Raw genomic sequence first — 14,001 nt, 5'->3', positions numbered from 1 at the left:
GCCGTGTGACATGGGGCGAGAGCGGGCGGCGGGGTGGTGGGGGCGCCCTGGTGCAGCGGGGCTGCCCGGGACGAGGGGGTCAGTGGGTTCGGGTGCTGCGGATCAGCCAGAGCGTGGCGGCCAGGCACAGTGCCGAGACGCCGGCGAGCAGGAGCGGTACGGATCGGACGCCGGCCGTCTCGATCGCCCTGCCGAGCGCCGGTCCCGCCGCGACCCCGCCCACCATGGACGCGGCGATCACCAGCGCTCCGGCCCGCCGGGCCCGAGGAGCCGCCCGGTGCAGCCATGGCAGGCCGGTGGGGAAGATCGGGGCGATGAACAGCCCGACACCGGCGTAGGCGTACGGCGCGAGCGCCGGGACCGACGCCAGCAGCAGACAGATCGTCATGCCCGCGCAGGAGACGGTGATGATGGCCTGGGCGGAGAAACGCAACGCGATCGGGGCGGCCAGGAACCGGCCGACGGTCATCATCAGCCAGAACACGGAGGTCGCGGTCGCGGCGGCCCCGGCGCCGTAGCCCACGGTCTCCAGATGGGTCGGCTCCCAGCCGCCGACACCCGCCTCGATGCCCACGTGCAGCACGTAGAGGGCGACGAACACGCCCAGGACCGAGGCCAGACTGCGGCCGAGGACCCGCGGGGCAGCCTCCTCCGGCGTGTCGGACGCGCCGGGCGCGTGCTCGCGTACGCCCTTCAGACACAGCAGCAACGGCAGGTTGGCGAGCGCGAAGCCGAGGAAGAGCGCCGGGTAGTGGTCGGAGCCGACCATGGCGATCAGCGCCGGGCCGAGGATGGCGCCGATGCCGAAGTGCGCGTTGAGGATGTTCAGCATCGCGGTGGACCGGTGGCCGAAACCGACCGCGAACAGCTGGTTGAGCCCGTAGTCGATCCCGCCGAAGCCGAGCCCGGCCAGCAGTGCCATGGCCAGCGCGGCCGGCCAGTTCGGCGCGAGGCCGAAACCGGCGGCGCCGACCGCCATGAGCAGATACGAGGCGCCGAGGATCTGCCGGTTGCCGAGCCGGCCGTGGAGCCGGTCGAAGAGCAGTACTCCGGCGACCCCGCCGGCGAAGTGGGCGCTCAGCCCCAGCCCCGCGGCCGAGGGGGACAGTCCGAACTCCTCGCGCAGCGCCGGGAGGGCCGGGCCGTACAGCGCCTGGAGCACGCCGATGAGCACGAAGCCCGCACAGGAGGCGACCACGGCTGCCGGGCTGAAGACCGGTGCGCCGTCCGGTGGAGGTGGGGTGGTGGAGCGCTGGGGACTGCTGGTGTCGACCACTGGACTTCCCCCGGTACGGCAGACCTCGTTGACTCCGACCGCAGTGATGTTACCGGTAACATTTCATTGGTCAAGGTCCCTGACAGTTATGGAGAGAGATTGGACTTTTGGTCCAGAGGTTGGACGTGTAGTCTAGAAGACCTGATTGCGGCAGGGAGGACGGGTCGGTGGGCGAAGCGGTGCGGGTGGAGGCGGAGCGGGACGCGGTCATCGCCGCGCTGGTCCCGGTGATCGACGGGATCGCGGCGACGTTCGGGCCGACGTGCGAGGTGGTGCTCCACGACTACCGGCGCCCGGAGGAGTCGGTGGTCGCCCTCGCCGGCTCGGTGACCGGGCGCGCGGTCGGCGGCGCGATGAGCGAGATCGGCATGCGGATCGTCGCCCGCGGCGAGGAGGCGACCGACGAGCTGAACTACGTCACCCGGACCGGAACCGGACAGACCCTCAAGTCGTCCACGATGGTGCTGCGCGACTCCACCGGCGCGGTCTTCGGCGCGGTCTGCGTCAACCTCGACGTCACCGCGCTCACCGACGCCCACACGATCCTCGGCGCGCTCGCCGGCCTCGGCCGCCCGCCCGCCGAGCTGCCGGTCACCACCTTCGGCAACGACATCGACTCCGTCGTCGACGTCATCCTCGACGACCACCACCTCGGCCAGGACCGGGCGTGGGCCGGCCTCGACCGCGCGGCCCGCCTGGAGCTGTTCCGCGGCCTCGACGACCGCGGGGTCTTCGCGGTGCGCCGCTCGGTCGAGCAGGTGGCCACCCGCCTCGGCATCTCCCGCGCCTCCGCCTACAGCTATCTCTCCCAGGCCCGGGCCGCGACCGACACGACCCCCGACTCCACTGGAGGACACGCGTGACGACGACCACCCCGCCGGTCACCCTCGACGACATCCGTGACGCGGCAGCCCGGCTCAAGGGCATCGCGCACCGCACCCCCGTCCTGCGCTCCCGCACCCTCGACGCGCTGGTCGGCGCCGAGGTCTTCCTCAAGTGCGAGAACCTCCAGCGCGCGGGCGCCTTCAAGTTCCGCGGCGCCTACCACGCGGCCTCGCGGCTGACCCCGGAGCAGCTCGCCCGCGGCATCGCCACCTACTCCTCCGGGAACCACGCCCAGGCGGTCGCCCTCGCCGCCCGCGAACTCGGCACCACCGCGGTCATCGTCATGCCGCACGACGCCCCGGCCTCGAAGCGGGACGCCACCGCCGGCTACGGCGCCGAGATCGTGACCTACGACCGCTACACGGGCGACCGTGTCGCCCTCGCCGAGTCCCTGGCCGCCGACCGGGGCCTGGCCCTCGTCCCGCCCTACGAACACCCGCACGTCATCGCCGGACAGGGCACGGCAGCACTCGAACTCCTCGAAGAAGTAGGGGAGTTGGACGCGCTGATGACCCCGGTCGGCGGCGGCGGGCTGATCGCCGGAAGCGCCACGGCCGCCAAGGGGCAGTACGCGAACCTGCGGATGATCGGTGTCGAACCGGAGGCCGGGGACGACACCAAGCGGTCCCTGGAGGCGGGCCGGCGCGTCGAGATCCCGGTGCCGCACACCATCGCCGACGGCCAGGCCCTGCACACCCCCGGCGAACTGACCTTCTCCATCAACCGTCGCCTGGTGGACGCCGTCGCCCTGGTCTCCGACGACGAGATCCGGGAGGCCATGCGGTTCGCCTTCGAACGCCTCAAGATCGTCGTCGAGCCGAGCGGTGCCACCCCGCTGGCCGCCCTCCTCTCCGGCCGGGCGGGCCGGCTGCCGCGCCGGGTCGGCGTGATCATCTCCGGGGGGAACGTGGACGCGGAGCGGTTCGCGCGGCTGTGCGCGGGGGCGGGATGACGTGGTGGTGTCCGGCGTAGTGGCGTAGTGGCGTAGTGGCGTAGTGGCGTAGTGGAGTTCGGGGGCGTGTGGCTGGCGACTGGCGTTGTGGCGTGGGGTAGTGCGGTGACGGGTGGCGTCCCGCGTGGGGTGATGGTGTTCGACGCGGGGCGGCCTGGTGGCGCCCGTGGCCCTCACTCGAATGGCGGAGCCGGGTAGGTGGGCGGACGATGGAAGTGAGGGGCTCGGCCCCCGCCGGTGCCGCTCGCCCCGGGCGGGAGACGGAGACCGGCCCCGGCCGTGTCGACCACGGCCGGAAGGGAGTGCCGTCATGATCGAGGTGAAGCCGCTGGAGAAGCCCGACGAGCGGCGAGATTTCCCCCGAGGTCATATCGAAGCCGTCCACCTCACCGGACTGGACTTCGCCGTGGCCACCTTCGAACCCGGGTGGCGCTGGTCGGAGTCCGTGGCCCCGATCGCGGGCACCGACAGCTGCCAGGTCCACCACAACGGCTATGTCGTCCAGGGACGCCTGCAGATCCGCATGGACGACGGCGGTGAGAGCGAAGTGGGTCCCGGTGACGTCTTCGTGTGTCCGCCCGGACACGACGCCTGGGTGGTGGGCGACGAACAGTGCGTGGTGTACGACTTCGCGGGAGGCATGGCGACGGAATACGCCAAGGCCGACTGACCCCGGCCGCGGGTGCGCGCTTCGGGGGGCGCGCCTCGCCGGTGACCGTCTGACCTCCCCCTCGCGCCCGCCCCTGCGCGCCCGCCCGGCTCACACGGTGACGACCACCTTCGCCCGCGCGTGCTCGACCTCCAGATAGCGCATCGCCTCGGGCACCTCGCTCAGCGGATACGTGCGGTCCACGACCGGGGCGATCTTCCCGGAGTCGACCAGCTCGCGCAGTGCGGTGAGGTTCGCCTTGCTGGGCTTGGCCGGCAGTTCGAGCAGGCGCTGCCGGACGAAGGGCGCCACCAGGCGCCGCTTGAGGAACAGCCCCATCGGCCCGACCAGGCTGCCGCCCTCGAACACACCCCCGCCGGACAGTACGAGCGTCCCGGCGGGGGTCAGGGCGCGCCGGAACGCCCCGAGCGAGTGGTTGCCCACCAGGTCCAGCAGGACCTCGTACCGGCGTCCGCCGCGGGTGAAGTCCTCCTGCCGGTAGTCGATGACGTGGTCCGCGCCGAGCGCCCGGACGAGGTCGACGTTGCGGGTGCTGCACACGCCGGTCACCTCGGCGCCGTACGCCTTGGCGAGCTGTACCGCGAACGTGCCGACCCCGCCCGACGCCCCGTTCACCAGCACCGTCGTGCCCGTGCCGACGCCGGCCCGGTCGCGCAGGCCGATGAGGGCGGTGTTGGCGGCCAGCGGGATCGCGGCGGCCTGCTCGAAGGTGAGGCCGGCCGGCTTCAGGTCCACCGCGTGGTCCTCGGCGCACACGAACTGGGCGAAGGCGCCGTCGGCCTCGCCGTACACCTCGTCACCGGGACGCAGCCCCTCGACGCCGGCGCCGACCGCCTCCACCCGCCCGGCGAAGTCCCGGCCCCGGATCCGCGCCCTCGGTGCCCGCAGCCCGAAGGCCAGCCGCGCGAGCTTGGGGTCGCCGCGCATGAGATGCCAGTCGTAGGCGTTCAGCGCGGCGGCGTGCACCCGCACCAGTACCTCCCCGGCGGCGGGCGCCGGTGTCTCGACCTCCCTGACCTCCAGCGTGTCCGCCGGGCCGTACCTGTTCTGGACCACTGCCTTCATGGGTGTCCCCTCCCTTGCCGCGGAGCGTAGAGGCGGGGCGGCGAGAGGGACATCGGGAACGTTCCCTACTCCTCCGGGAGGAGCCCACCGAGAGGAGCCCAGGGAGCCCAGGGAAGCCGGGGGAGGCGGGTCGGGAGGGAGCGCGCCGTTGAGCCGGTGCCGCCTTGCCGTGTGGAAACCGATCGGTTTACTCTGGTCGACGTAAGGAAACCGATCGGTTTCTCATCGGTCCGTTCATGTTCGGGAGAGTTCCATGACCACCATCGAAGGTTCCGTCGCCCTGGTCACCGGCGGCAGCCGTGGCATCGGCCGGTCGCTGGTCGCCGCGCTGTACGAGCGCGGCGCGAAGAAGGTGTACGCCACCGCCCGCGACCCGCGGACCGTCACCCACCCCGACGCCGTGGCGCTGCCGCTGGAGGTCAGCGACCCCGCGTCCGTCGCCGCGGCCGCCGAGCGGGCGCAGGACGTGACCCTGCTCATCAACAACGCCGGCGCGTCCGTGAACGCGAACTTCCTGGACTCGCCCGTCGAGGACGTCCGCCGCGAGTTCGAGACCAACTTCTACGGCCCCCTCCTCGTCGCCAGGGCCTTCGTGCCGGTCATCGAACGCAATGGCGGCGGCCACATCCTGAACGTCCACTCGGTGCTGTCCTGGCTCGGCCTCGCCGGCTCCTACAGCGCCTCCAAGGCCGCCCTGTGGTCGCAGACCAACTCCCTGCGCCTGGACCTGAAGCCGCGCGGCATCGGCGTCACCGGCCTGCACGTCGGCTATGTCGACACCGACCTGACCGCCGGCATCGACGCACCGAAGTCCACGCCCGAGAGCATCGCCGCCCAGGCCCTCGACGGCATCGAGGCCGATGCCTTCGAGGTGCTGGCCGACGACCTCTCCCGGCAGGTGAAGGCCGGACTGGCCGCCGATCTCGCCGTGCTGTACCCGCAGTTGGCGGCGTAGCGAAAGCGGTCGGACCGGCGGCAGGCGTCCCAGCGGGGCGCCGGGCCGGCGGGCGTCGCGGCACTCGTGCATCGAGACGCGCTGCCGCCGTGCCGGCCCGTGAGCGTCGCCTGTGCCCCGATTCGGGCGCCGAGCCTTGCGGATCGGCGGCGCCGTGCACGAGCGGCCCGGTCGCCTCGCCGACCCGGTTGACGAAGGCGAACACGCCTACCCTGCCGAACTGGTCGTGCGGCGCCTGTGCAGGCGGCATCGTGCAGTCCGAGAACCCGGACACCGAGCCCGGCGCATCGGGCAGCGGCACCAGTTCCAGGTGGGCGGGGCGAGCGGGGCGGCGTCGGCGCAACGCCCTGCCCAAGCGCTGGATCGGCGCTGCTGTCACGCGTGAACCGGGAGCCGACCCGTCGGTACACCGATCGGTTTCCCGGGGGTCGGTGCCGAGGTAACCTCCCTGTATGGCCACCACAGACAGGGCGTCCACCAGGGACCGGTTGCTCGACGCGGCCGCCGAGCTCTTCTACCGCGACGGCGTCTCCATCGGCGTCGAGGCGCTCTGCCGGACGGCCGGGATCTCGAAGCGGTCGATGTACCAGTTGTTCACCAGCAAGGAGGAGGTCCTCGCGGCGAGCCTGGAACGCCGGGCGCCCGAGTACCGGCGGCTGCTCATTCCGGAGGAGGACACGGGCACCGCGCGCGAGCGCGTCCTGGGTGTCTTCGACCGACTGGAGAAGGCGTCGGTGGAGCCCGGCTACCGGGGCTGCCTCTTCCTGGCCGTGCTGGTCGAGCTGAAGGATCCCGCGCACCCGGCGAGCGTGGTCGCCCGCACGGAGAAGGACCGGCTGACCGACTGGTTCCGCGGCCTGGCCGAACTCGGCGGGGCGAGCGATCCCCGGCTGCTGGCCCGCCAGTTGATGCTGGTCTTCGACGGTGCGAGCGCCCGCGCGGGCGCCGGGGCGGAGACCCTGGACGGACTGACCACGGCGACCGTGAGGGCCCTGCTGGACGCGGCGGGCATGGAATAGCGGCGGGGCAGTCACCGAAGTGACTGCCCCTGGTGGGTCCCGCTCTCCTCACGCGGCGACCGCGACCGCCCCCACCGCCGGGGTCCGCAGCACCCGCCGGGCCGTCGCCAGACTCGTGCCCAGCGTCGCCGCCGCGGCGATCGACACGACCGCCAGCCAGATGCCGAAGCCCTGGTGCGGCAGTACCGAGTCGCTGCGCACGACGGTGAACGGGATGATCCCGGCCAGCGCGGCCACCGTCCCGAAGAACAACCCGGTGACCGTCAGGATCAGCCCCTCCGCGCCCACCGTGCCGAGCACCTGACCCGGGGTGGCCCCCGCGAGCCGCTGCTGCCCGAACTCCCGGCCGCGGTAAGTGGTCGCCGCGTACAGCGAGTTGACCAGCATCACGCAGACGAACACCACGATGATCCCGACGACCGTGAGGTTCAGCGTCTCCAGGTTCTTCGCCTCGACCGACTTGGCCAGGCCCGAGGCGTCGACCGCGTCGCTCTCCACCGCCTGCATGTACAGCGTGGCCGTGGCGACCGCCGTGAACAGGATCAGCGGCATCAGGATCCCGGCGAGGTGGTCCGCCCGGCGGCGCAGGTTGCGCACCGCCAGCCAGCCGCTCGGACCGGTCACCGGCAGCCGGTCCAGCACCCCCTTCAGCAGCTTCGGCGACAGCAGGGCGAACCCCACCGACAGCAGGATCGCCCCGTACGCGGGCGGCGCCATCAGGGCCGCGTCCGTCGCCGTGACGGCGAACGTGGACAGGACTCCGAGGACCCCGGCCGTCAGCGCCGCGTAGGCGAGGACGGTCCGGGCCCGGCCCGGCTGCCGGGAGCCGCGCGTCGCCCGTCGGACGGCGAGGAAGGCCGCGCCCGCCGCCGCGACCAGCGTGATGTCGACGCCCGACATCAGCGCGACCGGACCGAAGGAGTGGTCGACGGACCGGGCCACCTGACCGCTGTCCTGGAAGACGCCGAGCAGTGCCTGCCCGCCGAGCATCGCCGGGCCGATCGCCAGTGCCGCGCCCACCAGGGCGACGGCCACCGCCTCGCCCACGACCATCCGCCGGAGCTGCGCCGGAGTCGCCCCGGAGCAGCGCAGCAGCTCCAACTCGGCGGTCCGCTGACGGACGTTGACCGTCAGCGTGGAGGCGACGGCGAAGAACACCAGGAGAGTGCCGTAGCCGCCGACCACGCTCGCCGAGGTGGTCAGGGTCTCGGCGCTGACCGAGTCGACGCCGTCCTGCCCCGCCGTGTCGTACATCGAGTTGAACGTCATGATGATCGCCGCGCCCAGGAAGGCGGACAGCAGTGTCGCCAGGAACCGTCCGGGCCGCTGCCGGATCGACCGCATCGCCAGTACGAACATCGTCACACCCCCGCCTTCGTGTCGTCGCCCAGGTGTGCCAGCCGCTCGGCGACCGCGTCCGGGGTCGGCGCGTCCAGGTGCCCGGCGAGCCTGCCGTCCGCCAGGAACTGCACGGAGTCGGCGTAGGAGGCGGCGACCGGGTCGTGGGTCACCATCACCACGGTCCGTCCGTGCACCCGCACCGCCTGCTGGAGCAGCCGCAGCACATCCCGTGCGCTGCGGGTGTCCAGGGCACCCGTCGGCTCGTCCGCGAAGATCACCCGGGGTTCGGTGACCAGCGCGCGGGCGATGGCCACCCGCTGACGCTGACCACCGGAGAGCTGGTCGGGGCGGTGCCCCAGGCGGTCGCCGAGACCGACGGACGTCAGCACGTCACGGACCCGTGCCCGGTCCACGCGACGCCTCGCGAGCTTGAGCGGCAGCACCGTGTTCTGGGCGACGGTCAGGGTGTCCAGCAGGTTGTACTGCTGGAACACGAACCCGACCCGGCCCCGCCGGAACCTGGTGAGCGCGGCCTCGTCGCCCCCGGTCAGCTCGGTGCCGTCCACCCGTACGATGCCGCTGTCGGGCCTGTCGAGTCCGGCCGCGCACTGCAGCAGCGTGGACTTGCCCGAACCCGACGGCCCCATCACCGCGGTGAAGGTGCCACGGCCGAGGGTGAGCGTGACCCCGTCCAGCGCGGTGACGGCACTGTCGTCCGTCCCGTAGGTCTTGCTGACCTTGACCAGCCGAAGTGCTTCGGCGGCGGGTCCCGTGTCGTGCGTACGTCGCGAGCCTGCGCGAAACATCGTCATCACTCTCCGTCCGGCACTCCGTGTGCCTCGCTCAAGAAGCTACGGAGACGCCGGGCGCGGCACATTGGGCGCAGAACCCGTATCGGGGGGTGTATTCAGTGACACCCCGGGGCCCGATGCGCCAGGGTGATCACCATGACCGACGGAATAGCCTGGCTCGCCGCACCACAGTCCATCGCCTGGGGCGGCTACGGCGTCGTGATCGCCCGCGACCTCGCCTCGGACACCCTTGCCGCGCGCGTCGCCGACACCGTGCACGGCCCGCGCCGGGACCAACGGTCCCTCGGCGAACTCACCGGCCGTCAGACGCAGGACGTCCTGGAGGGCCTCTTCGGAGACGTCTTCCACGGGATCGCCCTGCGCCACGGGGAGATCGGCGAGTGGGCGTACGTGGTCAAGTACGGAGGCTGGCAGGGCGAGTTCGGCGGCACACCCCCGGTCTCCCGCGGCGGGGCGGAGATCTTCCTCCTGGAGTTCGAGGAGGAGAACGGCAAGCCGGTGCCGCCGACCTTCGCGCACCTGCACGACGAGCGCCTGATGTGCGCGTTCAACCTGCACCTCGACCGCTCCTGGGGAAACGGCGAGGTCGACGGGGATCCCGGGACGGTGTCCGCCGTGCGGGCCCGGCTCAGCGCCGCCGGACTGCCCGACGCGGGACTGGAGCGGCGCGTCGTCCACCGCACCGCACTGGAGGTCGTCCAGCGGCACTTCGGCCTCACCCTGCCCCGCCGGGCCGTCCTGGAGGAGACGCTCCCCACGATGCTCCTGTGGACGCCGTGACAGGCCTGGCCGGCCGCGCCGCCGCGGCGAGCGTGGCCACCGCGGCGGCCCTCGCCCTGGCCGGCTGCGGCGCCACCCGCGCCGGGACGGACCCGGGCCCCTCGGACACCACGGCCTCGTCCCCGCCCGTGCCGCGCCACATCGCCGCGGAACTACGGGAGGTGGAGGACTCGGCGTGCGGCACCACGACACCGAGACCGTCGTTGTCGTCGGCCGGGAAGGCCTCCGCCTCGCCCTCCGAGGGGGCCGTCGAGGACCGGCCCCCCAACTACGCCGACAACAACGCCTATCGGCGCACCCTGCCCCTGAAGGGCCTGGCCGTGTGCCGGGGCGAGGTGCACGTCGGCCGGCTCAGCGAGGGCCTCGGGAGCATCCCGGTGAACCGGGCCGAGGTCGACACGGCGCTGTCCCGCCTGGGCTACGGCGACCAGGTCGAGGACGTCCGGGGCACCGGCACGGGCGTCCGGTTCGTCATCGCCCTCGACGGGGTCTGCGTCACGGGGACCCTGACCCCGAGCCGCCGGAACACCGTCGAGGCCCACGGGCCCTACCTGGAGGGCGGCTGCGTCGAGCCCGCCTACGGACACTGACACCGGCCCCGGGGGGTGGAACGCGTCCTCGCGCCCCGGCTGCCGGTGGCCGCGGTCCGCCTGACCACCACCCGTCCCACCCCGTACGGGTCACCACAACGCGCCGATCCCGCCGCCCGCCCGGTGCAATGGACCCGTGACCGCGCCCCCGGACGACTGCCTCGCGCGCAACGAGTGGATCTGTGGCGAGTACCTGACCACCCGCCGGCAGATCCTTCTGGATGCGGTCCTCCAGCACCTCCAGCTCACCACGGTCTCGGTGCTCGTCGGCCTCGCCGTAGCGCTGCCGCTCGCGGTGCTGGCGCGCCGCTGGGGCTGGGCGGCCGGACCGGTCCTCGCCGTGACGACGATCCTCTACACGATCCCGTCCCTGGCGATGTTCTCCCTGCTGCTGCCCGTGTACGGGCTCTCCGCGAGCCTCGTCGTCGCCGGACTGGTCCTGTACTCGCTGACCCTGCTGGTGCGGAACATCCTCGCCGGGCTGCGGGCCGTCCCCGAGGAGACCCGGCAGGCCGCACGCGGCATGGGCTACGGCCCGGTCCGGCTCCTGCTCACCGTCGAACTGCCCCTCGCTCTGCCCGCCGCGATGGCCGGACTGCGCATCGCCACGGTCTCGGCGGTCTCCCTGGTGACCGTCGGGGCCATCGTGGGCTTCGGCGGGCTCGGCAACCTCATCTACTCCGGCATGAACACCTACTTCAAGGCGCAGGTCCTCACGGCGTCCGTGCTGTGCGTGGTGATCGCGGTGGTCGCCGATGTGCTGCTCCTCGGTCTGCAACGCCTGATGACCCCCTGGACCAGGGCGGCCCGCTCATGAACACGCTCACCGACGCATGGGACTGGCTCGCCGACCCGGCGCACTGGTCGGGCGAGGACGGCATCGGACACCGACTCCTCCAGCACGTCGTCCTCACGGTGGTCTGCCTGGTCGTCAGCTGTCTGATCGCCCTGCCGATCGCGCTGGTGCTCGGCCATCTCGGCAGGGGCGGCGCCCTGGCGGTGAACATCTCCAACATCGGCCGCGCGGTCCCGACCTTCGCCGTCCTCGTCCTGCTCCTGCTCACCCCGGTCGGCGACTGGGGCGAGGGCCCCACGGTCGTGGCGCTGGTGCTGTTCGCCGTACCGCCGCTGCTCACCAACGCCTACGTCGGTATGCGCGAGGTCGACCGCGGCGTGGTCCGGGCGGCGCGCGGCATGGGCATGACGGGCCGGCAGCTGCTGCTCCGCGTGGAACTGCCCCTGTCGCTCCCCATGGTCCTGACCGGTGTGCGGATCGCCGCGGTCCAGCTCGTCGCGACCGCCACCATCGCCGCCCTGGCGGGCGGGGGCGGCCTGGGCCGGATCATCACGGCGGGCTTCAACCTCGCCAGTACGGCACAGGTCGTGGCGGGGGCGGTGCTCGTCGCCGCGTTCGCGCTGGTCGTCGAGGCCGTCTTCGAGATGGCCGAGCGGCTGGCCCCGCGCTGGGCGAGGGCGGCGGGATGAGACGACGCCCGGCCGCCCTGGCCCTCCTCCTGCTCCTCACCGGCTGCGCCACCGGCCCCTCCCTGGAGAACCAGGGCGAGGTCACCGCACCACCCGGCGGCAGCCACCACCTGACCGTCGGATCCGCCGGATTCACCGAGAGCGACCTGCTCGCCCAGATGTACGCGCTCCTGCTGGACCAGGCCGGATACCGGACGTCCCTGCTGACCGTCGCCAACCGCGAACTGTACGAACCGGCCCTGGAATCGGGCCAGATCGACGTCGTACCCGAGTACGCGGCCACCTTCGCCGACTGGCTGAACGCCAAGACCAACGGCGCCGACGCACCACCGGTCGGCTCCCCGGACCTCGACGCCACGATGAAGGCCCTGCGCCGACTGGCCACACCCCGCGGCCTCACGGTCCTCGACCCCGGCCGGGCCGTCGACCAGAACGCCTTCGCGGTGAGCGCCTCCTACGCCCGGAAGCACGACCTCAGAACACTCAGCGACCTCGGCGCATCCGGTCTGCCGGTCCGGCTCGCCGCGGGCGACGAGTGCGTGCAGCGGCCCTACTGCGAACCGGGGTTGAAGAAGACGTACGGCATCGACATCACAGGAGTGGACCCCAAGGGGGTCGGCACCACGCCGGCGAAACGGGCCGTGCAGAGCGGCAAGGACCAGATGGTCCTCACCACCACGACCGACGCCACCCTGGACGACTTCGGCCTGGTCCTGCTCACCGACGACAAGCACCTGCAGAACGCCGACCACGTCGTCCCCGTCGTCAACCGCTCCCGGGCCGGCGGCGAGGGGGTCACCAAGGCACTCGGCGCCCTCAACGACGTCCTCACCACCGCCGACCTGGCCTCGATGAACCAACAGGTGGACAGCTGGCGGCGGTTGGCGAAGGACGTGGCACGGACGTATCTGCAGGACAAGGGACTGCTCAAGTGAGACGGGCCTGATCAGGCGTCCGCCACCGAGTCGAACTCCACCTGCCCCCTCGGCACCCCGAGCGCGTCCGCGTCCACCGATCTCCGCAGCGCCTCGTGGAGCTTCGCCGGGGTGAGGACGCCCAGGAAGCGGGCGCCGTCCAGGACCGCGACCCAGCCGGCGTCGTGCTGGAGCATCACGCCGAAGGCCTGCTTCAGCGGGGCGCCCACCGGCACCCAGGCGTTCATCCGCCGCGCGCGGTCGCCGACCGAGTGGCCGGCGGTGCCCGTGCCGAGGTCGGCGATGCCGACCCAGCCGTGCAGGTCGCCCCGCGTGTCGAGGACCACGGCCCAGCGCGCGCCCTCCGTCCGCAGCCGCTCCGCCGCCCGCTCGGCGGGCTCGTCCAGCCGGGCCACCGGAGGCTGCTCCAGGTCGTCCGGTTCGATCTCGGTGACCGACAGCCGCTTCAGCCCGCGATCCGCGCCCACGAACTCGGCGACGTACGGTGTCGCCGGTGTGCCGAGCACGGCGCCCGGCGTGTCGAACTGCTCGATCCGCCCCTGCCCGTACACGGCGATGCGGTCGCCCATCCGGACGGCCTCCTCGATGTCGTGGGTGACCAGCAGCACCGTCTTGCGGACCGTCGCCTGCATGCGCAGGAACTCGTCCTGCAACTGCTCCCGCACGACCGGGTCGACCGCGCCGAACGGCTCGTCCATCAGCAGCACCGGCGGATCGGCTGCCAACGCCCTCGCCACGCCGACGCGTTGCCGCTGCCCGCCCGACAGCTGGTCCGGGTAGCGCGATCCGTACGTCTTCGGGTCCAGGCCCACCAGATCGAGCAGCTCCGCCGCCCGCGCCCGTGCCTTGGCCTTCTTCCAGCCGACCAGCGACGGCACGGTGGCCGTGTTGTCGAGGATCGTGCGGTGCGGGAAGAGGCCGACCTGCTGGATGACGTATCCGATCCGTCGCCGCAGCCGGACCGGGTCGAGCGCGGCGATGTCGTCGCCGTCGACGAGGATCCGCCCCGAGGTCGGCTCGATCAGCCGGTTGACCATCATCATGGTGGTCGTCTTGCCGCAGCCCGACGGTCCCACCAGCGTGACGAGCTCACCCTCGGACACCTCGAAGCTGAGCCCGTCCACGGCGGTCGTACCGTCCGGATACCGCTTGGTCACCTGCTCGAACCGGATCATGACCTCACGCTAACGGCGCCCGCCGCACACCGCTCACCGGCGGGAGCCGTCCTGACGAAGG

At 72.4% G+C, this 14,001-nt stretch carries 15 protein-coding genes and 1 pseudogene; 10 read left to right on the top strand and 6 right to left on the bottom strand.

Annotated elements, in window-relative coordinates; all coding sequences use genetic code 11:
* Positions 1-79 precede the first annotated feature (79 nt).
* Positions 80-1,276 (bottom strand): MFS transporter, encoded by a 1,197-nt coding sequence (locus ACZ5VD_RS06350; RefSeq protein ID WP_468681122.1) that lies wholly within the window; start codon positions 1,274-1,276, stop codon positions 80-82.
* A gap of 167 nt (positions 1,277-1,443) precedes the next feature.
* Here ACZ5VD_RS06350 and ACZ5VD_RS06345 point away from each other — a divergent pair, with 167 nt between their 5' ends.
* The 3 genes from ACZ5VD_RS06345 to ACZ5VD_RS06335 all read left to right on the top strand — a co-directional run bounded on the left by ACZ5VD_RS06345 (position 1,444) and on the right by ACZ5VD_RS06335 (position 3,783).
* Positions 1,444-2,139, top strand: coding sequence for a helix-turn-helix transcriptional regulator (locus tag ACZ5VD_RS06345; protein ID WP_468548553.1), 696 nt, complete (start codon positions 1,444-1,446; stop codon positions 2,137-2,139).
* Positions 2,136-3,113, top strand: coding sequence for a pyridoxal-phosphate dependent enzyme (locus tag ACZ5VD_RS06340; RefSeq protein ID WP_468681120.1), 978 nt, complete (start codon positions 2,136-2,138; stop codon positions 3,111-3,113). The genes ACZ5VD_RS06345 and ACZ5VD_RS06340 overlap by 4 nt, the downstream gene beginning before the upstream one ends.
* Positions 3,114-3,423: 310 nt before the next feature.
* Positions 3,424-3,783, top strand: a complete 360-nt coding sequence (locus ACZ5VD_RS06335; protein ID WP_468548555.1) for a cupin domain-containing protein — start codon at positions 3,424-3,426, stop codon at positions 3,781-3,783.
* Between the two features lie 90 nt (positions 3,784-3,873).
* Here ACZ5VD_RS06335 and ACZ5VD_RS06330 read toward each other — a convergent pair whose 3' ends face one another.
* Positions 3,874-4,848, bottom strand: a complete 975-nt coding sequence (locus ACZ5VD_RS06330) for an NAD(P)-dependent alcohol dehydrogenase (RefSeq protein WP_468681117.1) — start codon at positions 4,846-4,848, stop codon at positions 3,874-3,876.
* A gap of 253 nt (positions 4,849-5,101) precedes the next feature.
* On the opposite strand from ACZ5VD_RS06330, the gene ACZ5VD_RS06325 reads away from it, so the two are divergent.
* On the top strand, positions 5,102-5,803 hold the full coding sequence (locus ACZ5VD_RS06325) for an SDR family oxidoreductase (RefSeq protein WP_468548557.1): 702 nt from the start codon (positions 5,102-5,104) through the stop codon (positions 5,801-5,803).
* A gap of 80 nt (positions 5,804-5,883) precedes the next feature.
* Here ACZ5VD_RS06325 and ACZ5VD_RS06320 read toward each other — a convergent pair.
* Positions 5,884-6,146, bottom strand: a pseudogene (locus tag ACZ5VD_RS06320) (hypothetical protein); the annotation flags it as partial.
* A gap of 109 nt (positions 6,147-6,255) precedes the next feature.
* On the opposite strand from ACZ5VD_RS06320, the gene ACZ5VD_RS06315 reads away from it, so the two are divergent.
* Positions 6,256-6,822: a TetR/AcrR family transcriptional regulator gene (locus ACZ5VD_RS06315; RefSeq protein ID WP_468681115.1), complete on the top strand. Its 567-nt coding sequence runs from the start codon at positions 6,256-6,258 to the stop codon at positions 6,820-6,822.
* Between the two features lie 48 nt (positions 6,823-6,870).
* Here the strand turns inward: ACZ5VD_RS06315 and ACZ5VD_RS06310 are convergent, their stop codons facing one another.
* On the bottom strand, positions 6,871-8,181 hold the full coding sequence (locus tag ACZ5VD_RS06310) for an FtsX-like permease family protein (RefSeq protein ID WP_468548772.1): 1,311 nt from the start codon (positions 8,179-8,181) through the stop codon (positions 6,871-6,873).
* A 2-nt stretch (positions 8,182-8,183) separates the two neighbouring features.
* Positions 8,184-8,969, bottom strand: a complete 786-nt coding sequence (locus ACZ5VD_RS06305; protein WP_468681659.1) for an ABC transporter ATP-binding protein — start codon at positions 8,967-8,969, stop codon at positions 8,184-8,186.
* 141 nt (positions 8,970-9,110) lie between these two features.
* Here ACZ5VD_RS06305 and ACZ5VD_RS06300 point away from each other — a divergent pair, with 141 nt between their 5' ends.
* From ACZ5VD_RS06300 to ACZ5VD_RS06280, 5 genes are all read left to right on the top strand, one after another.
* Complete coding sequence (locus ACZ5VD_RS06300; RefSeq protein WP_468548560.1) at positions 9,111-9,755, top strand: hypothetical protein; 645 nt, start codon at positions 9,111-9,113, stop codon at positions 9,753-9,755.
* On the top strand, positions 9,743-10,345 hold the full coding sequence (locus ACZ5VD_RS06295) for a hypothetical protein (protein ID WP_468681113.1): 603 nt from the start codon (positions 9,743-9,745) through the stop codon (positions 10,343-10,345). The genes ACZ5VD_RS06300 and ACZ5VD_RS06295 overlap by 13 nt, the downstream gene beginning before the upstream one ends.
* Before the next feature lie 136 nt (positions 10,346-10,481).
* Positions 10,482-11,162: an ABC transporter permease gene (locus ACZ5VD_RS06290; protein ID WP_468681110.1), complete on the top strand. Its 681-nt coding sequence runs from the start codon at positions 10,482-10,484 to the stop codon at positions 11,160-11,162.
* The gene (locus ACZ5VD_RS06285; RefSeq protein WP_468548563.1) at positions 11,159-11,830 is read left to right on the top strand and encodes an ABC transporter permease; all 672 of its coding nucleotides are present in this window, start codon (positions 11,159-11,161) and stop codon (positions 11,828-11,830) included. The genes ACZ5VD_RS06290 and ACZ5VD_RS06285 overlap by 4 nt, the downstream gene beginning before the upstream one ends.
* Positions 11,827-12,765, top strand: coding sequence for an ABC transporter substrate-binding protein (locus tag ACZ5VD_RS06280; RefSeq protein ID WP_468548564.1), 939 nt, complete (start codon positions 11,827-11,829; stop codon positions 12,763-12,765). The genes ACZ5VD_RS06285 and ACZ5VD_RS06280 overlap by 4 nt, the downstream gene beginning before the upstream one ends.
* A gap of 11 nt (positions 12,766-12,776) precedes the next feature.
* Here the strand turns inward: ACZ5VD_RS06280 and ACZ5VD_RS06275 are convergent, their stop codons facing one another.
* The gene (locus ACZ5VD_RS06275) at positions 12,777-13,940 is read right to left on the bottom strand and encodes a betaine/proline/choline family ABC transporter ATP-binding protein (protein WP_468548565.1); all 1,164 of its coding nucleotides are present in this window, start codon (positions 13,938-13,940) and stop codon (positions 12,777-12,779) included.
* Positions 13,941-14,001 lie beyond the last annotated feature (61 nt).

It is taken from the genome of Streptomyces sp. NPDC032822 (assembly GCF_055578825.1).
The sequence above is the reverse complement of the archived record's forward strand: the minus strand, read 5'-3'. Positions and strand labels throughout refer to the sequence as shown.

Excerpts from the sequence above, each read along its gene's own strand:
- ACZ5VD_RS06335 (WP_468548555.1), top strand. The coding sequence starts at position 3,424 with ATGATCGAGGTGAAGCCGCTGGAGAAGCCCGACGAGCGGCGAGATTTC.
- ACZ5VD_RS06330 (WP_468681117.1), bottom strand. The coding sequence starts at position 4,848 with ATGAAGGCAGTGGTCCAGAACAGGTACGGCCCGGCGGACACGCTGGAG.
- ACZ5VD_RS06325 (WP_468548557.1), top strand. The coding sequence starts at position 5,102 with ATGACCACCATCGAAGGTTCCGTCGCCCTGGTCACCGGCGGCAGCCGT.
- ACZ5VD_RS06315 (WP_468681115.1), top strand. The coding sequence starts at position 6,256 with ATGGCCACCACAGACAGGGCGTCCACCAGGGACCGGTTGCTCGACGCG.
- ACZ5VD_RS06310 (WP_468548772.1), bottom strand. The coding sequence starts at position 8,181 with ATGTTCGTACTGGCGATGCGGTCGATCCGGCAGCGGCCCGGACGGTTC.
- ACZ5VD_RS06305 (WP_468681659.1), bottom strand. The coding sequence starts at position 8,969 with ATGTTTCGCGCAGGCTCGCGACGTACGCACGACACGGGACCCGCCGCC.
- ACZ5VD_RS06300 (WP_468548560.1), top strand. The coding sequence starts at position 9,111 with ATGACCGACGGAATAGCCTGGCTCGCCGCACCACAGTCCATCGCCTGG.
- ACZ5VD_RS06285 (WP_468548563.1), top strand. The coding sequence starts at position 11,159 with ATGAACACGCTCACCGACGCATGGGACTGGCTCGCCGACCCGGCGCAC.
- ACZ5VD_RS06280 (WP_468548564.1), top strand. The coding sequence starts at position 11,827 with ATGAGACGACGCCCGGCCGCCCTGGCCCTCCTCCTGCTCCTCACCGGC.
- ACZ5VD_RS06275 (WP_468548565.1), bottom strand. The coding sequence starts at position 13,940 with ATGATCCGGTTCGAGCAGGTGACCAAGCGGTATCCGGACGGTACGACC.